A 19,997-nucleotide genomic window follows, 5' to 3' on the forward strand; every position below is an offset into this window, starting at 1 on the left:
ACCGAGCTTGTCCGGCGGCGGCTGTCGAAAAGCTGTCGTACTTCTTTCAAGTGGTTATCGATGTGGTCGCGGCGCCCTCCCCGCCGCCGGGGAGGGGTGCCGGGTGCCGCAGTATGAACGGGTGGAGAAAGTACGCCTTCTGGTGGTGGACGACGACCCGCCCATCGCCGACCTCGTCGCGACGGTAGCCCGCTACGAGGGCTGGGAGGCGGTCACCTCGAACTCCGGCGAGGAGGCGCTGCGGCTGGCCGCCGAGTTCCGTCCGGACATCGTGGTGCTGGACCTGATGCTGCCCGACGTGGACGGCTTCGGTGTCCTGGACCGGCTGCGCCGTGCCGGGACCATGGTGCCGGTGGTCTTCCTGACCGCGCGCGACGGAGTGGCCGACCGGGTGGCGGGGCTGACCCGGGGTGGTGACGACTATCTGGTCAAGCCGTTCGCGGTGGAGGAGCTGATGGCGCGGCTGCGCACGGTGCTGCGGCGCGCCGCCGGCCCCGGCTTCCAGCGCTCCGTGCTGCGGGTGGGCGACCTGACGATGGACGAGGACACCCGCGAGGTCCGCCGCGGCGACAGGCTGCTGACGCTCACGCCGACCGAGTACGAGGTGCTGCGCTATCTGATGCGCAAGTCGCCGACGGTGCTGACCAAGGCGCAGATCCTGGACCATGTGTGGGAGTACGGCTTCGGCGGACGTTCGAACGTGGTCGAGCTGGTCGTCAGCCGGTTGCGCCGCAAGCTCGACGAGCCCGACGAGCCCGGCGACGGCAGGGCACCGCTGATCCACACCGTGCGCGGTTTCGGGTACGTGATCCGGCAGGCGGCCGAGTGAGAGGGCGGCTGCGGCGGACGTACGGCAGGCTGCGGCTGGGCACCAGGCTCGCGCTGGGTCTCGGCGCGCTGTCGCTGGTGGTGTTCGCGGTCGTCGGAACGGCTCTGACCACGTACATGCGGGACTACCTGTCGGCGCAGCTCGACACCCAGCTGGCGCAGGCCCAGATCGCCCAGTCCAAGAGCATCGCGGACTACGGCACGCTCACGGGGAAGAAGTACTACAGCTGGTTCTACGCCGTGTACGACGTGGCGGACGGCACGCCCGAACTGCGCAGGCCCGAGGACGCCGCCGACCTGCCGAAGGACGTCGACGACTTCACCGCGCTGGCCAGGGCGCAGACCACCGCGCACAAGGAACTGGTGACCACCGAGCGTCTCGGGGACGCGGGCCTGTACCGGCTGCGCGCCTGCGAGGTGGAGCCCGGCGTGATCCTCGTCAGCGCGGCGCCCATGGACGAGATCTCCGACACCATGCGTCAGCTCGTCACGATCCAGGTCGTGACCTTCGGGCTCGCGCTGCTGGCGCTCGTGGTGTTCGGTCGGGGGATGCTGCGGCGCGGCCTGAAGCCGCTGAGCGAGATGGCGCACACGGCCCGCGACATCACCTCGCACGACCTGACGGACTCGGGGCGGCTGCCGATGCGGCACGACGCGCGCGGCGGCGGGCCCGAGGTGGAGGAGCTGCGCACCGCGTTCAACACCATGCTGGAGCACATCGACGACTCCCTCGCGGTGCGCGCGGAGGCCGAGCAGCGGCTGCGCCGGTTCGTGGCGGACGCCTCGCACGAGCTGCGTACGCCCTTGATGTCGGTACGCGGTTACGCGGATCTGTTCCAGTACGCGGCCGCCAACGCGCCTCAGGAGCGCGACCGGCATCTGGCCCGGCTGCGGGCCGAGGCCGCCCGGATGGGTTTCCTCCTCGACGACCTGCTGCTGCTCGCCCGTCTGGACGCGGCCGAGGTCGAGACGCCGCTGCGGCTGCGCGAGGCGGACCTGGTGGAGCTCGCCGAGCAGGCCGTGGACGCGTTCCGCGCCACCCACGCCGACCACCCCCTGACGGTGGCGCCCGGCCCCTCGTCCCTGAGGCTGCGCCTCGACCCGCAGCGCGTGCGGCAGGTCCTGGACAACCTGCTGACCAACGCGGCGATGCACACCCCGGCCGGGACACCGGTGTCGCTGGCGGTGTCGGTGGTGAACGGCACGGCGCAGGTCCGGATCGCGGACGCCGGTCCCGGTATCCCGCCCGCCGACCGGGAACGGGTCTTCGACCGCTTCTACCGGGTCGACAAGGCCCGCAGCCGTGACCGCGGCGGCAGCGGCCTGGGGCTGGCGGTCGCCCGGTCCCTCATCGAGGCCCACGGGGGCCTGATCGAGGTGACCAGTGAGCCGGGGGCGACGGTGTTCACGGTGACGATTCCGCCGGCCTTGGTGGACACGACACGGAGAGGAGATAAGGTTAGCCTTACCTAATTAGAGGGGTCGTCATGCCTGCTGTCACCTGCCCTGAGCCGACGCCCGCCGAGCGCGCCCGCTCGGTGCTGGCGGCGGCCGGCTCGCTGACCGTCACCACGCACGGTCACCGGGTCGAGCTGATCGGCCTGCACACCGTCGACGCCGCCGCACGGCTGCTCCTGCAGAACCCGCCGGACGCGCACCTCGCCGCCGAGCTCGCCGTGGCACCCCGGGGCGCCCTGACCGCCCTCGTGGAATTCACCGACGTGGCCCCGGTCGCCGTACGGGAACGGGTGCGCGCCCGGGTGACGCTGGGGGGCCGACTCACCGCGCTCGGCCCGAAGGCGCTGGTCTTCGCCCCGGCCCGGGCCGTGCTCACCGACCACGACGGGACGGCCACCCTCGACCTCGACGAACTGACCCTGGCCGCCCCCGACCCCCTGGCCACCCACGAGGCGGAGATGCTGGCCCGGCTGGACGCGGCCCACGCCCACACCGTGGCCCCACTGGCCCGTCTGCTCCCGTCCCGTCAGCGGCTCGGCACGAGGGACGTACGGCCCCTGCGGCTCGACCGGTACGGGCTGGTGCTCCGCGTGCAGACGCCGGACTCCCACTCCGACACCCGCCTGCCGTTCGGCACCCCCGCCACGCACCCCGGCGAGGCGGTGCGCCAGATCCACGCGCTGCTCGCCGAGGCCACCGCCCGGCCCGTCGCCGGCACCTGCCGACCACCACGTGGGCGAACTCCCGAACCGCCGGGCGCCTGAGGGGTCCTTTCACCATGAGCGTCCGATCAGGTCGCGTGGTCTGGTGCCGTGCATCGCAAGGCGCCTAAGCGCCCTCGTGGCGGAGCCACGTGGGCGTTTCGGCAACGCGGCGAGGCGCGGTGCCAGACCGCGCGACCCGGACGGGCATGGCGAAAGGACCCCTCAGGCCGTGTCCGCACAGTCCCGCCTGCCCCGCGACGCCTGGCACGCACTCTCGCCGCACGGCCCCCTCCGGGCGGACGACGGGACGTTGCGGACACGACCCAGCAGGTTCGGTTCCTGACGTTTGGATCATGCCCGCGTCGCCGGCCCCGGCACGCGTATCTGCCGCGTTGTGTTGTGGCACCTGATCCGAACGGCAATGGCCTGGGCGGGCCCCTCCGCGGCGGGTCGCGACCTCCGCCCGGCCACCCGACGGACCGCGTCCGACGGCGGGATACTGACGGCATGCGCTCACTGCGCGGCATGTCCTGCCTCGCCGCCGGGTTCGTGCTGGTGGTGGCCGTCGGCTGCACCGGGAGCGACGGCGGCCGGGACGCCGCGCGCACCGGCACCCCGGCGGCCTCGGCCCGGACCGCGACCGAACCCCCTGCCTCGACGCCCCCCTCCCCCTCTCCCGCCGATCCGGTCTCGATCCCGGCCCTGATCCAGCGCGAGCACCGCGGCAGCGACCTCCGCCTCGGCGCCGTACGGCTGCGCACGGCGGCCTACACCCAGTACGCCGTCACCTACGAGTCCAACGGCCTGACCATCTCGGGGATCATGAACGTCCCCCGAGGCGACGGCCCGTTCCCGGCACTGGTCCTGGCACACGGCTACATCAACCCGGACGTCTACACCACCGGCCAGGGCATGCCCCGGGAACAGGACCTGCTCGCCCGCAACGGCTACGTGGTCCTGCACACCGACTACCGCAACCACGCGGGATCCGACGACGATCCGGACAACGACGTCAACCTGCGCCTCGGCTACACCGAGGACGTCATCGCAGCCGCGCACGCGCTGCGCTCCGCCGCCCGCCCGCACGTGGACGACGAGCGGATCGGCCTGATGGGACGGTCCATGGGCGGCGGGGTCGTCTACAACACGCTGGTCGTCGCGCCCGGACTGTTCGACGCCGCCGTCGTCTTCGCGCCGGTCAGCTCGCGCCCCGAGGAGAACATCGACCAGTTCCAGCGGCCCGAGGACGATCCGATCGTCGCCGAGATCGAGGCCGCGCACGGCACGCCCGAGCAGAATCCGGAGTTCTGGCGGCAGGTCTCACCGGTCACCTACGTCGACCGGGTCACCGAGCCGCTGCAGATCCACCACGGCACCGCCGACACGAGTTGCCCCCTGGCCTGGTCGAAGCGGACCGCCGCCGCGTTCGAGGCGGCCGGCAAGGACGTGGAGCTGCGGACGTACCCGGGCGAGGGGCACACCTTCGGACCGCGGTGGCCGGACTCCATGGAGGTCACCATGGCCTTCTTCGAACGCCACCTGCACTGAGCCCGCGAGCGTGACGTACGCCACACGGCAGGTCGTCAACTTTTTGCGTGCCGCGGTGATTGTTTCCGGTGTCCCGTACGTACCTCCTGGGGACCAAGTCGTTCACGTCAGGAGGCACGATGCCCGTCTCGCGCCGCATGGTAGGCACCGTCTTCGTGGGAGGCGCCCTCGTCCTCACCCTCTCCGCTCTCGCCTACCCCGCCATGCTCGGCGTGGAGAACACGTCCACCTCGCAGGACCGTGTCATCGCCAACACCCAGTACGGGCCGCTGACCGAGGCCGACCGGGACTTCGTCGTCAAGGTCCGCGCGGCCGGCCTGTGGGAGCACCCGCTCGGCCTGATGGCGATGGAGCGAGGCACGACGCCGGAGATGAAGGAAGCGGGCCAGCACCTGGTCGTCGGACACGCCCGGCTCGACCTCGCGTGCCGCAAGATCGCGACCGAATTGAACATCACGCTGCCGAACCAGGCCAGTCCGCAGCAGGAGCAGTTCGTGGCGACCGTGGACTCCAAGACCGGGAAGGAGTTCGACGCCACCGGTGTCGCCATCATGCGGGTGACCCACGGGCAGATCTTCCCGGCCATCGCCAAGATCCGGGCCAACACGCAGAACACCATGGTCCGCCAGCTGGCCGACCTGGCCAACGACACGGTGCTGGACCACATCACGGTCTTGGAGAAGACCGGCCTGGTGAACTTCGACGCGAACAACTTCCAGCAGACCACTCCGCCGAAGCTGCCGAAGGAGCAGCTCACACCGCCCGCGCCGCAGCCCGGCGCGCCGGTGCTCACGCTCGCCGTTCCGAAGGGCCTGGAGGACCTGAACACCGCGTCCCCGACGGCGCTGCCGAGCGCGGACGTCAAGTGACGCGCGCCGTGGGCCGCGGCTGAGGCGCGGCGCCCTGCCGGCCGGAAGAGGACGCCGGGTCAGCCGGTCTTCCACCCCCAGGGCGTGTCCATCCGCTCCCATTCAGCGGCCCACTGCTCCAGCCGCCGACGCTCCAGACCCAGGCGCACGACCCAAGTGCACCCCAGCACGACGCCCCCGGCGCCGGCCGCGGCCAGGACGCCTCCGGCGATCGAGTGGAGCAGCATCTCGTTCTCGGACAGCGGCTCGTTGACGACGGCGCCGTGGCGGTCCGTCCACACGTCGACCCTGCTGCCCGCCCGGGTGTGGGGCGGCACCCGGGCCTCGTCGGTGCGGGTGGCGCCCTCGGTATCGGTCCAGCGCACGGTCGCCCAGACGAGGTGGTCGGTGGTGACCCGCGAGGCACCCGGATCCTCCGCGTCCTTCACCAGAACGGCCGACACCTCGCGACTCTCGGCCCGTTGCCGCTCCGCGGAGGCCACCACCGCGTCCGCCGCGAGCATGCCTCCCCACACGGCCCCGACCAGCGCGAACAGCCATCCGCACAGCACGACCCAGCCTTCGATGACATCGCTGCGCCGCCTCAGCGGGCTGCTCCGCCACCGCCACAGCCGCACCCTCGTGCACTCCGAGGCAGCCATGCCGACACCCCCTTGAGCACCGACAGCACCACTTCCAGTGTGCGCCAACCTGCCAAGGGCCGCGCAGGATCCGTTCACACTCGATGACCCGCCGCCGCGCCCGGAGGAGGTCGGCGCCGCTCAGGCGGTTCCTCGACGCCCGTTCCGAGCGTCAGCCGCGCGGTGCGAACGGTCGCGTCGCCCGCCCGCCGCTCCCCTTTCGGCTCGCGGACACCGCGGCGTCACGCCGGGCGGGCACGGTGCCGTAGTCCTCCCTTGCCTCGCCTGGCCATGCCCCGCTGCCTCGCCTAGCCACGCCCCATTGAATAGACGCGACGACTAGTCTAGTCTCAGGGTCTAGACGCAACGGTAAGTCTTGTCTCGATACCGCGTCCTACGTCTTCACGACCGCTCATGAGAGGCCACAGCAGTGGGGAACCCGACCGTCCGGGCCATGGACCGGACCAGCACACCAGCGGGGGCGAAAGGCGGTGGGCTCGCCGTGTTCAGCGTGGCCTTCGCCTTATGGATCACCATGGCGGGCACCACGGCGCCCACCCCCCTCTACCCCCTCTACGGCGCGGAGTTCGGCTTCACACCCTTCACCGTGACCGTGGTGTTCGCCGTGTACGCGCTCGGCGTCGTCCTCGGCCTGCTGGTCTTCGGCCGGCTCTCGGACCAGGTGGGCCGCCGCCCCGTCTTGATCGCGGCCACACTGCTGTCCGTGTGCGCCGCGGCCGTGTTCCTCATCGCCGAGAACGTCGGCGCCATGCTGGTCGCCCGAGTCATCTCCGGTTTCTCCGCGGCCCTGGTGACGGGTGCCGCCACCGCCTCACTGGCCGAACGGCTCGGGCCGGACGCCCGGGTGAAGCCCGCCACGATCGCGCTGTTCGCCAACATGGGGGGCCTGGCGTGCGGCACCCTGCTGGCCGGAATCCTGGCCGACCTCGCCCCCTCCCCGCTGCGCACGCCCTGGGTCGTCATGCTCGCCCTGGCCGCCATCGGCATGCTCGGGGTCATGGTGAACGGGGAGAGCTCCGCACACCGGTCCGGCTTCTCGCTTCAGTTCCAGCCGCTGCACGTGCCGAGCGAGATCCGGTCGGACTTCCTGCGCTCCGCGATGGCGGCCGGTTCGGGCTTCGCAGTGCTCGGCGTACTGACCGCCGTGACCGGCCTGTTCCTGGGCACGGTGCTGCACGAGACCAGCCACGCGCTGACCGGCCTCGTGGTCTTCGTCGCCTTCGCCTGCACCGCCTTCGGCCAGCTCCTGGTCCGCACCCTCAAACCGGCCACCGCGCTGCCGGCGTCCTGCCTGGGGCTGATCGTCGCCGCCGCCCTGATCGCCACGTCGATGGCCACCGGCACCCTGGCGCCGCTGCTCGTCGGCGCCGCCGTCAACGGGCTGGCGACGGGCATCGCCGTCGGCCACGGCATCGGCAGCATCACCACCCGCAGCGCCCCCCAGCACCGCGGCGCGTCGGTGTCGACCTTCTTCGCCATCCTGTACTCGATGCTCGCGGTACCCGCGATCGGCGTGGGCGTCCTGATCCGCGAGACCAGCCTGCGCCCCGCCGGGGAGACGTTCAGCGCGGTGGTCGCCGCGCTCTCCCTCGGCGTCCTGCTCAGCCTGGTGCGAACCGGCAGGAAGACCGCCTGAGTCCGGCCCGCCGCACACCGGTGGGCCCCCGGACCTGTGTGCCAGAATCTCCCCACACGCACGACTCGAAAGGTTGACGGGACCATCAGCGCCACGCGGAAGCCACGACCGGCCTGTGAACAGACCGCGGTCATCAGCCGAACCGGCCCACGCCGCAGCGAGAGCGTCCGGCTCGCGGTGCTGCACGCCGCGGACGACCTCCTCGTCGAGCGGGGGTTCACCGGCCTGACCATCGAGGGCATCGCCCAGCGTGCCGGCGTGGCCAAGCAGACGATCTACCGCTGGTGGAAGTCGAAGGTCGACATCCTCCTGGACACCCTCATCGACGACGCCCGCGAAGCCCTCGAATGGCGGACGGACGACGCCGCGAGCACCGAGGAGAACCTCGCGTCCCACCTGCGGCGCGTGGCCGACTTCTTCGACGAGCCGGCGGGTCAGGTGCTGCAGGCGCTGCTCGGCCAGGCCCAACTCGACAGTGAGACGGCCGCCTCGCTGCGGGAGGGCTTCCTGAAGGAGCAACGCGAACGCGACGTGGCCGGCCTGCGCGAACTCCTGGGGCGCGACGACATCACCGTGGACGACCGGACCCTCGACCACCTGGTGGACGTTCTGCTCGGCCCGCTGTACTACCGGGTGCTCGTGTTCGGCGCACCCAGCGACAAGGAACTTCTGGACTCCACGACCCGGCTCGTCGTGGCCCTCGCCCGCGAGTCGTCGTCGACCTCCTCCTGACAGACCGTTGTGCGAGTGGCCCCCGGCGTTCTGCCGGGGGCCACTCGCACACAACGCTCAGTGCAGGCTGATACAACCGTTCCTGATTCCCTCGATGACGGCCTCGGTACGCGAGGCGGCGCCTAGCTTGATGAAGATCGAGTGCAGATGGACCTTGACGGTGCGCTCGGAAATTCCCAGCACCCTCCCCACCATCCGGTTGGAGTATCCCTCCTTGATGCCGTCAAGGACCTGACACTCGCGCGGCGTGAGCACCGAAGCGGACCTCGGCACTAACCCATCGATCCCCGGACGGGATACGCGAGACATGTGTTCCCCCTGTCATGCAATGGTCATCTATCACCAAGGCAACGATTGCGCGTCGCGAAACAATTATATGGCCGGGATTCAATCACGCCATTAAACGTGGCTTACCTCACACATGAAGTTGCGGCTTGAAATTCTTAGCCTCGAAGTGATTTCCACCAGTGAAAGTGTAGGTTGCACGCAACGCACTGGATTAATAACCGCGCGGTCAATAGAGTGAAGCTCGGAGGTGAGCCGATGCTCATTCACCGCGAACGGCGAAACAATCACTCGATTTATCTCGCGGGGTGCCTCGTCTTCTCCGGGGGCGCCTATCTCTTCATCCACTCGCAGCTGGGCACCGATCCCCTCGACGTGTTCGCGCTCGGCCTGCTGGAACACTTACCCGTCACCGTGGGCCTCTCCCAGGCCACGGTCGCCGCGCTCTGCCTGGCCGTCGTGGCGGCCTGGACCGGGACGAGACCCCTGCTCTCCCCCCTGTTCACCTTCTTCTTCTGCGGCAGCGTCATCGACCTGCTCCGCTGGTCGGACCCGGCCCACGGGCTGCCGATCCCCGCTGCCGCGACCCTCGCCTGCGCGGTGCTCCTCTGCGCGTACGGCTCGGCCCTCATCATCATGAGCGGCTTCGGAATCCGGGCGATCGATCTGCTCGCCCTCACCATGACCAGCAGATGGCGTTGGCCGTTCTGGGCCGCCAAAGGACTCATCGAGACCTCTCTCATGACCCTCGGATTCCTTATGGGAGGCCCCCTGGGAATCGGCACCATCTGCTTCCTGGTGGGCGTCGATCTACTTATCCAGCCCTTTATGAAGATTCATTCGAAGACGCTCGGGAATCCGGCCGGCGGACTTCTCCAGAATTCTGCTCGGCCCGCTCGTCGATCAGCCGGAGCCATTGCTCCGCACACCATCGGGGCCCATTCAAGGAAGTGTGAAGATTGACCTCATCTCTTTTCTCCCCGCAGATTCAGGACGTACTGAACCGCATCGCTTCCGAACAACAGCGGGTGGACGAGACCGAGCAGCCGAAACTGCTCGAACAGATAAGGCGGCGCGAAGCCGCATGGACCCCCGAGGAACTCGTCGCCGCGTGCGCCGGCGGCTACTACGCCGCGCCTGCGGCCATCGGCCGGATGCTGTACGCCTGTGTCCGCGCCGTACGCCCGCGCACCGTCTTCGAGTTCGGCACCGCGTACGGATTCACCGCCATCCATATCGCGGCCGCCCTGCGGGACAACGGATCGGGAAAGCTCTACACGGTGGACCTGCACTCCGGAAAGTGCCTGGCGGCCCGGGACAATCTCAAGGCCGCCGGACTCGGCGAATACGCCGAAGTCATCACCGGTGAGGCGGTGGCCGTGGCGTCCTCGTTCTCCCGTCCGATCGACTTCCTGTATCTGGACGGCTGGGTGGATTTCTATCTCGACGTCGTCCGCGCCGCCGAACCCCACCTCCGCGAAGGTGCCCTGGTACACGCGGACGACACCGGGAAGTTCGCGGCCGGCGCCCGCCCCTATCTCGACCACGTCCGCGATCCCGCCAACGGCTTCGTCTCCCTCGGTGTCAGCGACGGGCAGGGCTTCGAACTCTCGGCGTACACGGGCCCGTCCGTGCAGGTCGTCTCATGACCGCCGCCCCGTCGGCCGGCCCCGCGCGGTCCACGGCCGCGCGGGGCGGTGCCCGTCCCGGTTCACGCACGGCCTCCGCCACCCTCGGGATGTGCGTCATGCTGGTGTTCGGCCTGGGGGCGAGTGTGAACCTGGCCGTCGGCCGGCTGGCCACCAGCGCGCTCCAGCCGACCCCGACCCAGGTCCTGTGGATCGTCGACAGCTATCTCATCGTCTTCGGCTGTCTGCTGATCCCGAGCGGCGCTCTGGGAGACCGCTTCGGTCGCAAGGGGGCCCTGCTGGCCGGTCTGGCCCTGATGGCCGTGGGATCCCTCGCGTCCGCCGTCTCCCCCACCGTCGCCCTGCTGCTCGCGGCACGAGCGGTGACCGGTGCCGGTGCCGCGCTGATCCTGCCCAACAGCCTCCCGCTGCTGATCGGTTGCCACCCACCGGAAAGGCGCGGCCATGCCGTCGCGCTGTGGACCGCGTGGGGCGGAGGCGGCGGCGTGGCGGGCAACGTCGTCGGCGGTGCCGTGCTCCAGTACTTCGACTGGCAGGCCCTGTTCGCCGTCGCCGCCCCGGTGGCCGCGTTCGGTCTGGTCGTGGCCGCGCGGTCCCTGCCCCGGGTCGAACGCCATCACCACACCGTGGACACCGGAGGGGTCCTCCTCCTCGTCGTCACGGTCTTCTGCGTGCTGTTCGGCATCATCGAGGGCGCCGAACTCGGCTGGGCCTCGCCGCCCGTGCTCCTGGCCTTCGCCGCGGGAGCGGTGCTCCTGATGGTCTTCTGCCGCTACGAAGTCCGCCGCCCCGCACCGCTGCTGGACCCCAGGTCGTTCCGCCGTCCCGGCATGCGTGCCGGCGCCCTGGGCATCGTCGTGTCGTTCCTCGCGATGTACTCGGTGTTCTGTCTCAACGGCCAGTACCTGATGGACGTGAAGGACTACCCGACCGTGCTGGCGGGTCTGGGAACGGCACCGCTGGCCGTGGTGATCTTCCTCGTCTCACCGCGTGCCGCCCGGCTCGCCGACCGGTACGGCTCCCGGCCCGTGGTCGCCTGCGGACTGCTGCTCGTGGTCGCCGGACTGGGGCTGTTCTCCCTGTGCGGACCGGACACTCCCTACGTGCTGTACGCCGGGTGCGTGGTCGTGGTCGGCATCGGCTCGGGGCTGTCGAACCCGCCTCTGTCCCACGCCGTCCTGACCTCCGTGCCGGCGCATCAGGCCGGGGTCGGCTCGGGTGTCAACAGCTTCAGCCGGGAGATCGGCGGTGCGCTCGGGTTCGCCGTCTTCGGCACGCTGCTCAACCTCCGGTTCGCCGACGCACTCCCCGCCGGACTGCGGCACCTCAAGGACGACTCGGCCGGCGGCCAGGCCCTGGGCACCGCGCTGCGCGCAGCCGGGCACCTCGGCTCCGGCGACGGTGCGCGGCTCGCCGCTGAGGTGCGCGAGGCGTTCAGCACCGGCATGGCCGAGTCGCTGCGGGTGATCGGCGTCCTGCTGCTGCTGGCGGCACTGCTGGTCATCACGTGGCTGCGACCGTACGACGCCCACCGGAACACCTCTCGGGAGAAGCATTGACCGCCACCGGTGCCGAAGACCCCGGTAACGACCGGGACTGGACCGACGCACTGTCGGGCCCCTGTTCGCCGGCCGTGGACATGCGTCTGCTGCCGGCCCTGGACGCCCTGCTCCAGGAGGGCAGCGTGACCGGAGCGGCCGAGCGACTGGCGCTGTCCCCGCCCGCCATGAGCCGTGCCCTGTCCAAGATCCGCCGGGCCCTCGGGGACCCCGTCCTCGTCCGTGCCGGACGCGGTCTGGTGCCCACCCCGAGGGCGCTGGAACTCCAGCCGAAGGTCCGCGCCCTGATGCGGGAGGCCGAGATGCTGCTCGCGCCGAGCAGACAGGAGGACCTCACCCGGGTCGACAGGACGCTGACCGTCGTCGCCGACGAGGCGTACGCGGCGGTCCTGGCGCCGGTGCTGCTGAACCGGGCGAGCACGGAGGTGCCGCTCGCCCGGTTCACCTTCACCGTGGAGAGCTCGCATGGCAGCGCGCCGCTGCGGGAGGGCGCGGTCGACCTGGAGGTGGGCATCATCGACGAGCCCAGTCCCGAGCTGTGCATCGAGCCGCTCTTCGACGACCGGTTCGTGGGAGTGGCGCGGGCCGGTCATCCCCTCCTCGACGGCACGGTGACGGCGCAGGCGTTCGCGTCGGTGCGGCACGTCAGCGTCTCCCGCAAGGGCCGTATGACAGGTCCGATCGACGTCGCCCTGCGCGCCCGGGGGCTGAGCCGGGACGTCGTCGCCGCCGTGCCGAGCTACGGCGAGGCGCTGTTGATGATCCCCGCCGGCGACTTCGTGACGGCGATGCCCCGTTCACTGGCCGGCAGCGCCCGCGGGGCCCTGGGCATCGAGGTGTTCGACCTCCCGGTCGAGACCGAACCCATCAGCATCTGTCAGGCATGGCATCCGCGCCACGACACCGAGCCGGTGCACCTGTGGCTCAGGGACGCCGTACGCACGGCGCTCGACCGGCCCATACCCCGGGGTCCCGCCTGCCGGGACGTCTCAGGAGGCCCGGGCGAGCGTGACCCGGACCGGTCCGTCGAGCAGGAGGCCGATGACTGAGGGCGGTGGCGGCGCCCCCGGCCCGTCCGCCGGGCCACCGAGCCCGATGACGGCACCGAGGAGCAGCCGGGCCGCGAGCCCCGGTTCGATGTCGGCGCGTACGTCGCCCTGTGCGGCGGCCAGGTGCAGCAGTTCCGTCAGCCGTCGGACCACGGCCTGACGGCAGAGCGCGTCGGGGCCGTCCTGGCCCGTCCCACCGCGCGTTCCCCAGAAGAGGGCGTGTCGCGCCGGGTCGCCCGCCGCCGCTTCGGCCAGCCGGTGCAGCAGCGCGGCGAGGGTCTCCACCGGCCGGCCGTGCGAGGGGGTGCTCGCGGAGAGCAGCTCCGGCACGGTCCGTCTCACCGGTGCGGTCACCGCGTGCAGCAGCTCCTCCTTGCTCCTCACATGGCGGTACAGCGCGGCCTTGGTGACGCCGAGGCGGTCGGCGAGGTCGCTCATGCTGGTCGCGTCGTAGCCACGCTCGTGGAACAGCGCCGTCGCGGCCGCGAGGACGAACTCACGACCGCGACGACGGGGAGCGGGCGGCGCCGCCCTGCGGGGTGCGCTCACCGTGCCGACCGCCCCCGGCACAACTGGAGCAGCGCCTCGGCCAGTCCGGCGCCGCCTTCACCCAGTTCCTCGGCGTACCGGCCCCGTATGGTGTGCTCGCGCCCCGAGTCCGTCGGCGCGCCGCCCCCGCCCGTGCGCAGGCGCTGGATCTCCCGGGACGTGCGCAGCCGCTCCTTGAGCGTGCCGATGATGAAGCCGTCCAGCTCGTCGATCTGCTCCCGCAGGCCTTCGATGACCTCGGGTGCGGGTTCCGCGGAGCCGCCGGCCCCGGTGGTGGGTTCGGCAGTTGCCTCGGTGTTCATCGTCCTGCTCCCTTCGCAGAAGTCGTACGGATGACACAAGTCGTGGGCGTGGAAGAGGTCTTGGGGGTCACAAAGGTCGGTGGGCTGACAGAGGTCGGTGGGGTGACAGAGGTCGGTGGGGTGACAAAGGTCCTGGGGGCGGCCCGGCCGGTGGGCCGCGGTGTACGACCCCAGGGATCTCAGCCCTGGGACGCGCAGCCGCAGCAGGCCGACGGCACGTGCCGTGGACTGCTGGTCCGGCCGGCCCGGGCAGTCGGCCAGCAGCAGCCCGCTCCTCGGGCCGTCGGGTACCAGGTGCAGGGACACGGCCCGCAGAAACGGGTGCCGCCGCAGCTCCGCCAGCAGCCCGCCGACGTCCTCCGGCCGTCCGTGGAGCCGCCCGATCAGCGAGGTGCGGTCGGCGGGCGCGCCGGCGGGCAGGCCGGGGCCGCCGGCGCGGGCGCACAGCAGGAACCGGGTGGTGGCACCGGCGGTGTCCTGTATCCCGGAGGCGGCGACCCGCAGGCCGTACAGGGGTGCGGTGAACTCACCGGCCACCGCCGCGTCGCACTCCCCGTCGCGGACCCGGCGCGCCGCCTCGGCGTTGGACGCCGCGGGCATCCGGTGCGCCCGGGGGACGCGACGGCCGAGCCAGCCGCCGACCTGCCGCAGCGCGTGCGGGTGCCCGCTCACGGTACGAACGCGCGGGAGTTCGGTGCCGGGACGCACCAGCACGGCGAACTCGATACCGAGGACGACCTCGCGCAGCACGGTCAGCGCGGGCGACTGAGCCATGGCCCGCAAGGTGTCCGGGACCATCCCCGCGACGGTGTTGTGCACGGGGAGCATGGCGGCGTCGACGTCCCCCCGCACCGCCAGCGTCAGGGCTTGCGCGGCCGTGCCGACCGGCGTCGTCCGGGCGCCCGCGGCCTCGGGAAGCGAGCGCAGCGCCCGCTCGGTGAAGGTGCCTCGCGGTCCCAGATAGGCGAACCGCCGCTCCACAAGCGGGAGTCGGGCGGGGCCGGGGAGCGGGCCCGGGTGCTGGAGTGGGCCCGTCGCGGGCCGTGCCCGTGGGTCCTGCACCGGCGGTGTCACGTCAGACGGCCGCGAGAGCCGCGTCCACCGTGCTCGCCACGGCGCTCTTGGCCCGCCGCAGCTCCTTCTCCTCCAGCAGGCCCGGTGCGAAGGCGGCTGCGTCGATGGTCACGGCGGCGGCGACCCGCCCGGCTTGCTCCACCTGAACCGTCGTACGGACCGTGAGCCTGCTGGGCTCGGACAGGTCGGACTCGTCCACGGTCAGGCGCAGGGTGGCGCCGACGGGGAAGAGGAAGTTGGAGAACGACGTGTTCATGGAGTTGAGCACGATGTAGTAGCGCTGCTGCGGCCAGCGCGAGGTGAAGTAGTGCTCGATCACCGCGAGGAACATCTGGCGTGCGGCCTCGATGGCCACCATGCCCTGCACATGGACGCGGTCCTGCACGTCGGCGAGGAGTTCGTTGTGGTCGTGCAGCCGCAGTTCGGCCTCGTAGGTGCTGTCGTCGACCCGGGTGAGGCCGGCGACGAGCACGTTGTCCTCGCGGGCCTTGTGCAGCTCCTGGCGGCGGGCCGGCCGCCCGGCAGAGTGCACCAGGACGATCCGGTCGTCCAGCTGCCGGCGGGTGATCGCGTCCCTGAGGTAGGACAGCTCGAACTCGCCTATCCCCTGGCCGGTGACCACGTGCACCGGCCCCTCCACGGTGTCCAGGTCACCGGAGTCGAGCGCATGGGTGAGGGCCGAGAGGGTGTCGGCCCCGACGGCGTCGGCGAAGTCGCGGAACCGGTCGCCGACGACGAGGCGGGAGGTGGCTGTGCTGGTCATGGACTGCCTCCAGACTGGGTGGGAACCGCGGCCGCCGGCCGCGGGAGTGGGTGCGGGTGAGGTCGGGGACGCGCCTCAGCGGGTCCGGTACTCGTGCAGGGTCACGTGCTCGGGTTCGCCGGAGCGGGCAAGGGGCGTGTCGGTGGCCGGCTCGGTGGCGGGCTCGGCCGGATGCAGGCCGGTGAGGCAGCGCTGGGCCAGCTTCTGGTACTGGAGCGTCCCGTTGCCCTTCCAGGCGATCTCGTCGGCCGTCAGTTCCCGGACCACCGTGGCAGGGCTGCCGGCCACGAGGTGCCGTTCCGGTACCTGGAAGCGGGACTTGACGAAGCTGCCGGCGCCGACGAACGCCTGCCGGCCCACGACCACCCCGTCCATCAGGACGGACTTCATGCCGATGAGGCTGTCGCGCCCCACCCGGCAGCCGTGCAGCACGCTGCCGTGGCCGACGTGGCCGTCCTCCTCGACGACCGTGTCGGCGCCGGGGAAGCAGTGCAGGACGCAGCCGTCCTGCACATTGGAGCCCGCGCGCAGCTCGATACGGCCGAAGTCGCCGCGCAGGCTGGCCAGCGGGCCGACGTAGCACCCGGGTCCGACGTCGACCGAGCCGATCAGTACGGCGTCGGGGTGGACGTATGCCGTGGGGTGCACGACGGGGACGTTGCCTTCGAAGGAGTAGGTCCTTGCCATGGTCTGCTCTCACCGTTCGTCGAGTCGGGCGGGTCGGCGCGGCCGCCGGGATCAGACGGGCGCGGTCTGCTCCCGCAGCGCGCCGAGGGCGTCGTGTCCGTGGATCCAGGCGAGGTCGTCGGGCAGCCGGGTCAGTCGCTCGTCGCGGGCCCGCGCCTCGGGGCCGTCCGGCAGCTGGAAGCAGGCGGCGTTCTTGCGGGAGCCCGCCTGGAGCAGACGGGTGCGCGGGCGGCGCGCCCGCTCGTAGGACCGCAGTGCCTGCGCGACCCCGTCGGCTCCGGCGCTGCCGAGCAGGTGCGCCAGCACCACCGCGTCCTCCAGCGACTGGTTCGCGCCCTGCCCGTGGTGCGGCAGCATCGCGTGTGCCGCGTCGCCGAGCAGGGTGACCCGGTCCGTGCTCCACACGCGCCGCGGTTCGCGGTCGTACAGCGCCCAGCGGCCGGGCCGTTCGCAGGCGGCGAGGATCTCGGTGACGAACGGGTGCCAGCCCTCGAAGGCGGCGAGCAGTTCGGCGCTCTCGCCCTCGGTGGACCAGGACTCGACCGTCCACTGGGCGTCGGGGACGACGGCGAGGAAGTTCAGCGCCGCGCCGTCGGCCACCGGGTAGGCGATGAAGTGCCGGCCGGGGCCGAGCCACAGCCACAGCACCCGTTCGGCGAGTTCGGGGATGTGCCCGAGCCGGTCCATGGGGACGAGGGCGCGGTAGCCGCTGGTGCCGGAGAACACGGCCTCGTCCGGCCCGAACACGCTGTGGCGTACGGCGGAGTGGATGCCGTCCGCCCCGATGACCGCGTCGGCCTCGGTCTCGGCGCCGTCGGCGAAGCGGATGACGGCGCCGGCGCCGGTCTGCGTCACCTCGGTGCAGCGCGCGCCGAGCCGGACCGCGCCGGGCCCCAGCTCGGCGAGCAGCGCCTGCTGCACGGCCGCCCGCTCCACGGTCCAGAAGGGCGCCCCGAACCTGTCCGCGTACCCGCCGGCCAGCGCGTGCGTCACCGTGGACCGCCCGGTGCGCCAGTGCCGGAAGTCGGCACGCACCGGCTCGACGGCCGCCCCGGCCAGTCGGTCCGCGACACCGAGGTGGCGCAGGGCGCGATGACCGTTGGCGCCGATGGCGATCCCGGCGCCCTGGTGGTCCAGTTCACGGGCCTGTTCGTGGACGACGGCCTCGATGCCCTGCTTCCGCAGTCCGATGGCGACGGCCAGTCCGCCGATGCCACCGCCGACGACGGCCACGTACGGGCGCTTGGGCGCCATGGCGCCTCCTCCTGTTCGGTGTGCGGGGCGCGATCAGTGCGCCGGTGTGATTCCGGTGAAGGTGCCCCGGTGGAAGACCAGGGGTTCGTGGTCTCGGGCCACGGCGCCCAGCACCCGCCCCACGACGAGCACGTGGTCGCCGAGGGGCTGGGTCAGGTGCAGGGCGCATTCGAGCGTTCCGGGCCCGTCCGACAGGACCAGGCAGCCGGTGTGCGGTCCGACGGTCCAGTCGGCGGCGTCCTCCACGGCGGGGCGCCGGGCGGCGGGTGCGGTGAGGACGCCGACCAGGGCACGCGCCCGGTCGCCGAGGAACGACACGGCCCACTGGCCCGACGTGCGCACCCGGGCCAGGAAGGTGGAGTCGTCCCGCAGGTACATGGACACCAGCGGCGGGTCGAGGGAGACGGAGGTGAACGAGTTCACCGCGATGGCGTCGTGCCGCACTCCGGACGGGGTGTCGAACCGGGTCGACACCGCGCACACGCCGGTCACGAACTGTCCGAGCACGCTTCGCAGCTGGGTCTGCTCCGACAGGGCGCGGCTGCTCACCGCGCGGCCTCGGTGGGTGTCCCGCCGCCGATGACGGTCGTGTCCTTGGGGTTGATCAGGTCGGGGACCGTCCAGCCGTTCTCGTCGTACTCCGACAGGCAGCGGTCGACGAGTTGCTTGTAGTCCTCGAACTTCCCCGACGCCTGCTGGGCGTGCAGCGCCTCGAAGCGGATCTGCTCGTGGTTGCCGGCGTAGTTCATCTCGTACAGCTCCCAGCGGGCGCCGAACTCGGTGCCGACCGCGTCCCAGGCGAGCTTCATCAGCTTGACCCGGTCGACCGCCTCCACGCCGAGGCCCCGGACGTACTTGTCGAGATGGGGCCGGACCTCGGGGTCGGACCAGTCGAGCGCGTGGGAGTTGTTGTAGATCAGGGCGCTGCCGAGGTCGCGCAGGAAGATCTCGCGGACCTTGGGGAAGATCGAGGAGGACAGGACCCGGAAGGCCAGCGCGGTCTCGCCGTTGGGGGTGACCGTGCCGTCGGGCCACCTGGTCGGGTTCTCGGCCATGGAGTCCACGAGGGCCCAGAACATGTTGCGGTAGGCGAGCACCTCACCGAGCCGGCTCTGCACCCCGCGGAACTCGGACGTGCCCGTCGTCTCCAGGCACTTGGCCAGCAGGCCGGTCAGGAAGTCCATCTTCACGGAGAAGCGGACACAGGCGTGGAACATGGCCCGGTAGAAGAATCCGGAGCCGTAGAAGAAGTTGTTGGCCTTGTCGACGTCGTAGCAGAAGACGTTTTCCCAGGGAATCAGCACCTGGTCGAAGACGAGAATTCCGTCGTTCTCGTCCAGGCGGCTGCTCAGCGGTTGGTCGAAGGGGCTGCTGACGGTGGCCGCCGCGAATTCGTACGAGGGCCGGGAGATGACCTTCAGGCCGGGGCTGTTCGTCGGCACGATGAAGTAGGCGGAGAATTCCTTCGCGCCCTTCGGTATCACGCCGTAGCTGCCGATGAAGATGTGCTGGGTCAGCGCGGCGCCGGTGCCGACGACCTTGGCCCCGGACACGACGAGGCCGGCGTCGGTCTCCCGGTCGACGGTCAGCATCACGTCCTTGAGCTCGGTGAGGCCCCGGTTGCGGTCGATCGGCGGGTTGACGATGCCGTGGCCGATGAACAGCACGTTCTCCTGGGCCTTGCGGTACCAGGTGGCGGCGTTGTCCTCGAACGGCGCGTAGTGCTCCCGGTTCGATCCCAGCGTGGACAGGAAAGCGGCCTTGAAGTCGGGTGTGCGGCCCATCCAGCCGTACGTCATGCGGGCCCACTCCGTCATGGCCCGCGCGGCGGCGCGCAGGTCGCCGGTGGTGTGAGGGGCCTTGAAGTAGGGGTGGGTGAAGCCGCCGTTGCCGGTGTCGGTGGGGACGACCAGCGCGCTGTTGCGCTCGGGGTCGTGCAGCGCGTCGTACAGCCGGGCCACCATCCGGGCGTTGTTGCGGAAGGCCGGGTGGCCGGTGACGTCCTGCACCCGCTCGCCGTTGATCCGCACCTCGCGGCCGTCGCGGAGGCTCTCCAGGTATTCGTCCCCGGTCTGTGGGCGGGACACGGATCCGGACGGGTTGACGGTGTGGCTCATACGGGATCACCTTTCGAGCGGACGTTTGCGCCTGCCGAAATGCTCCAGGAGTGCGACTTCCGCCGACAGTCGGCCACTGGGGCTAGTACTCGGGTAGTAGATCCGCCCTTCTAGCCCCAATGACGCACTGCACACGCCGGCTCGGCGCATGACAGGCTGCGCCCACCATCTGCCCCCACCTGCCGTCGTCGGCGGAAGGCGTTGAGGTTGTCGCCGTGAATTCTGTGGAAGTCAGAGAGAATCCCGTCGCACATCCCTGTGCGGCTCCCGCAGCGCATCCCGCGGTGGATGCG

At 71.1% G+C, this 19,997-nt stretch carries 20 protein-coding genes; 11 read left to right on the forward strand and 9 right to left on the reverse strand.

Annotated features, from left to right (window positions below):
- The first annotated feature begins 121 nt into the window (after positions 1–121).
- The 5 genes from ACFYNL_RS30600 (at position 122) to ACFYNL_RS30620 (ending at position 5,407) form a co-directional block, all read left to right on the forward strand.
- On the forward strand, positions 122–829 hold the full coding sequence (locus tag ACFYNL_RS30600; protein ID WP_388808849.1) for a response regulator transcription factor: 708 nt from the start codon (positions 122–124) through the stop codon (positions 827–829).
- The gene (locus ACFYNL_RS30605) at positions 826–2,301 is read left to right on the forward strand and encodes a sensor histidine kinase (RefSeq protein WP_388808851.1); all 1,476 of its coding nucleotides are present in this window, start codon (positions 826–828) and stop codon (positions 2,299–2,301) included. Before ACFYNL_RS30600 ends, ACFYNL_RS30605 begins: the two co-directional genes overlap by 4 nt.
- Before the next feature lie 14 nt (positions 2,302–2,315).
- On the forward strand, positions 2,316–3,050 hold the full coding sequence (locus tag ACFYNL_RS30610) for a DUF2470 domain-containing protein (RefSeq protein ID WP_388808853.1): 735 nt from the start codon (positions 2,316–2,318) through the stop codon (positions 3,048–3,050).
- A gap of 447 nt (positions 3,051–3,497) precedes the next feature.
- Entirely contained in the window at positions 3,498–4,538 is a 1,041-nt protein-coding gene (locus ACFYNL_RS30615; RefSeq protein ID WP_388808856.1) for an alpha/beta hydrolase family protein, read from the forward strand.
- Between the two features lie 119 nt (positions 4,539–4,657).
- A complete protein-coding gene (locus ACFYNL_RS30620) occupies positions 4,658–5,407 on the forward strand; it encodes a DUF4142 domain-containing protein (protein WP_388808858.1) in 750 nt (249 codons plus the stop codon).
- A gap of 59 nt (positions 5,408–5,466) precedes the next feature.
- On the opposite strand, the gene ACFYNL_RS30625 is transcribed toward ACFYNL_RS30620, so the two are convergent.
- The gene (locus tag ACFYNL_RS30625; protein ID WP_388808861.1) at positions 5,467–6,048 is read right to left on the reverse strand and encodes a hypothetical protein; all 582 of its coding nucleotides are present in this window, start codon (positions 6,046–6,048) and stop codon (positions 5,467–5,469) included.
- Between the two features lie 433 nt (positions 6,049–6,481).
- On the opposite strand from ACFYNL_RS30625, the gene ACFYNL_RS30630 reads away from it, so the two are divergent.
- Both ACFYNL_RS30630 and ACFYNL_RS30635 read left to right on the forward strand, forming a co-directional pair.
- Positions 6,482–7,684 (forward strand): MFS transporter, encoded by a 1,203-nt coding sequence (locus tag ACFYNL_RS30630; protein ID WP_388808864.1) that lies wholly within the window; start codon positions 6,482–6,484, stop codon positions 7,682–7,684.
- Positions 7,685–7,861: 177 nt separating this feature from the next.
- Positions 7,862–8,416, forward strand: coding sequence for a TetR/AcrR family transcriptional regulator (locus ACFYNL_RS30635; RefSeq protein ID WP_388808865.1), 555 nt, complete (start codon positions 7,862–7,864; stop codon positions 8,414–8,416).
- A gap of 57 nt (positions 8,417–8,473) precedes the next feature.
- Here the strand turns inward: ACFYNL_RS30635 and ACFYNL_RS30640 are convergent, their stop codons facing one another.
- Positions 8,474–8,725, reverse strand: a complete 252-nt coding sequence (locus ACFYNL_RS30640) for a response regulator transcription factor (protein WP_388808867.1) — start codon at positions 8,723–8,725, stop codon at positions 8,474–8,476.
- Between the two features lie 234 nt (positions 8,726–8,959).
- On the opposite strand from ACFYNL_RS30640, the gene ACFYNL_RS30645 reads away from it, so the two are divergent.
- Genes ACFYNL_RS30645 through ACFYNL_RS30660 form a run of 4 tightly spaced genes read left to right on the forward strand, consistent with a single transcriptional unit; the run spans position 8,960 to position 12,958 of the window.
- Positions 8,960–9,664: a YitT family protein gene (locus tag ACFYNL_RS30645; RefSeq protein WP_388808869.1), complete on the forward strand. Its 705-nt coding sequence runs from the start codon at positions 8,960–8,962 to the stop codon at positions 9,662–9,664.
- Positions 9,661–10,350 carry an O-methyltransferase gene (locus ACFYNL_RS30650; RefSeq protein ID WP_388808870.1) on the forward strand — a complete coding sequence of 230 codons (690 nt, stop codon included), beginning with the start codon at positions 9,661–9,663 and terminating at the stop codon, positions 10,348–10,350. The genes ACFYNL_RS30645 and ACFYNL_RS30650 overlap by 4 nt, the downstream gene beginning before the upstream one ends.
- Positions 10,347–11,909: an MFS transporter gene (locus tag ACFYNL_RS30655; RefSeq protein WP_388808872.1), complete on the forward strand. Its 1,563-nt coding sequence runs from the start codon at positions 10,347–10,349 to the stop codon at positions 11,907–11,909. The genes ACFYNL_RS30650 and ACFYNL_RS30655 overlap by 4 nt, the downstream gene beginning before the upstream one ends.
- Positions 11,906–12,958 carry a LysR family transcriptional regulator gene (locus tag ACFYNL_RS30660; protein ID WP_388808874.1) on the forward strand — a complete coding sequence of 351 codons (1,053 nt, stop codon included), beginning with the start codon at positions 11,906–11,908 and terminating at the stop codon, positions 12,956–12,958. The genes ACFYNL_RS30655 and ACFYNL_RS30660 overlap by 4 nt, the downstream gene beginning before the upstream one ends.
- Here ACFYNL_RS30660 and ACFYNL_RS30665 read toward each other — a convergent pair.
- From ACFYNL_RS30665 to ACFYNL_RS30695, 7 genes are all read right to left on the reverse strand, one after another.
- Positions 12,899–13,507, reverse strand: coding sequence for a TetR family transcriptional regulator (locus tag ACFYNL_RS30665; RefSeq protein ID WP_388808876.1), 609 nt, complete (start codon positions 13,505–13,507; stop codon positions 12,899–12,901). The genes ACFYNL_RS30660 and ACFYNL_RS30665 overlap by 60 nt on opposite strands.
- A complete protein-coding gene (locus ACFYNL_RS30670; protein WP_388808878.1) occupies positions 13,504–14,790 on the reverse strand; it encodes a prephenate dehydratase domain-containing protein in 1,287 nt (428 codons plus the stop codon). Before ACFYNL_RS30670 ends, ACFYNL_RS30665 begins: the two co-directional genes overlap by 4 nt.
- Before the next feature lie 94 nt (positions 14,791–14,884).
- On the reverse strand, positions 14,885–15,646 hold the full coding sequence (locus ACFYNL_RS30675; protein WP_388808881.1) for an AfsA-related hotdog domain-containing protein: 762 nt from the start codon (positions 15,644–15,646) through the stop codon (positions 14,885–14,887).
- 75 nt (positions 15,647–15,721) lie between these two features.
- Positions 15,722–16,333, reverse strand: a complete 612-nt coding sequence (locus ACFYNL_RS30680) for a transferase hexapeptide repeat family protein (RefSeq protein ID WP_388808884.1) — start codon at positions 16,331–16,333, stop codon at positions 15,722–15,724.
- Positions 16,334–16,384: 51 nt separating this feature from the next.
- Positions 16,385–17,587, reverse strand: a complete 1,203-nt coding sequence (locus ACFYNL_RS30685; protein ID WP_388808886.1) for an FAD-dependent monooxygenase — start codon at positions 17,585–17,587, stop codon at positions 16,385–16,387.
- A 33-nt stretch (positions 17,588–17,620) separates the two neighbouring features.
- Positions 17,621–18,136, reverse strand: a complete 516-nt coding sequence (locus ACFYNL_RS30690; protein ID WP_388808888.1) for a flavin reductase family protein — start codon at positions 18,134–18,136, stop codon at positions 17,621–17,623.
- A complete protein-coding gene (locus tag ACFYNL_RS30695; protein ID WP_388808890.1) occupies positions 18,133–19,704 on the reverse strand; it encodes a 4-hydroxyphenylacetate 3-hydroxylase N-terminal domain-containing protein in 1,572 nt (523 codons plus the stop codon). Before ACFYNL_RS30695 ends, ACFYNL_RS30690 begins: the two co-directional genes overlap by 4 nt.
- Positions 19,705–19,997: the final 293 nt, after the last annotated feature.

It is taken from the genome of Streptomyces sp. NPDC007808, assembly GCF_042868655.1.
In the GTDB taxonomy this organism is placed as follows: domain Bacteria; phylum Actinomycetota; class Actinomycetes; order Streptomycetales; family Streptomycetaceae; genus Streptomyces.

Excerpts from the sequence above, each read along its gene's own strand:
- ACFYNL_RS30645 (WP_388808869.1), top strand. The coding sequence starts at position 8,960 with ATGCTCATTCACCGCGAACGGCGAAACAATCACTCGATTTATCTCGCG.
- ACFYNL_RS30610 (WP_388808853.1), top strand. The coding sequence starts at position 2,316 with ATGCCTGCTGTCACCTGCCCTGAGCCGACGCCCGCCGAGCGCGCCCGC.
- ACFYNL_RS30685 (WP_388808886.1), bottom strand. The coding sequence starts at position 17,587 with ATGGCGCCCAAGCGCCCGTACGTGGCCGTCGTCGGCGGTGGCATCGGC.
- ACFYNL_RS30640 (WP_388808867.1), bottom strand. The coding sequence starts at position 8,725 with ATGTCTCGCGTATCCCGTCCGGGGATCGATGGGTTAGTGCCGAGGTCC.
- ACFYNL_RS30695 (WP_388808890.1), bottom strand. The coding sequence starts at position 19,704 with ATGAGCCACACCGTCAACCCGTCCGGATCCGTGTCCCGCCCACAGACC.
- ACFYNL_RS30620 (WP_388808858.1), top strand. The coding sequence starts at position 4,658 with ATGCCCGTCTCGCGCCGCATGGTAGGCACCGTCTTCGTGGGAGGCGCC.
- ACFYNL_RS30625 (WP_388808861.1), bottom strand. The coding sequence starts at position 6,048 with ATGGCTGCCTCGGAGTGCACGAGGGTGCGGCTGTGGCGGTGGCGGAGC.
- ACFYNL_RS30630 (WP_388808864.1), top strand. The coding sequence starts at position 6,482 with ATGGACCGGACCAGCACACCAGCGGGGGCGAAAGGCGGTGGGCTCGCC.
- ACFYNL_RS30655 (WP_388808872.1), top strand. The coding sequence starts at position 10,347 with ATGACCGCCGCCCCGTCGGCCGGCCCCGCGCGGTCCACGGCCGCGCGG.
- ACFYNL_RS30675 (WP_388808881.1), bottom strand. The coding sequence starts at position 15,646 with ATGACCAGCACAGCCACCTCCCGCCTCGTCGTCGGCGACCGGTTCCGC.
- ACFYNL_RS30615 (WP_388808856.1), top strand. The coding sequence starts at position 3,498 with ATGCGCTCACTGCGCGGCATGTCCTGCCTCGCCGCCGGGTTCGTGCTG.
- ACFYNL_RS30680 (WP_388808884.1), bottom strand. The coding sequence starts at position 16,333 with ATGGCAAGGACCTACTCCTTCGAAGGCAACGTCCCCGTCGTGCACCCC.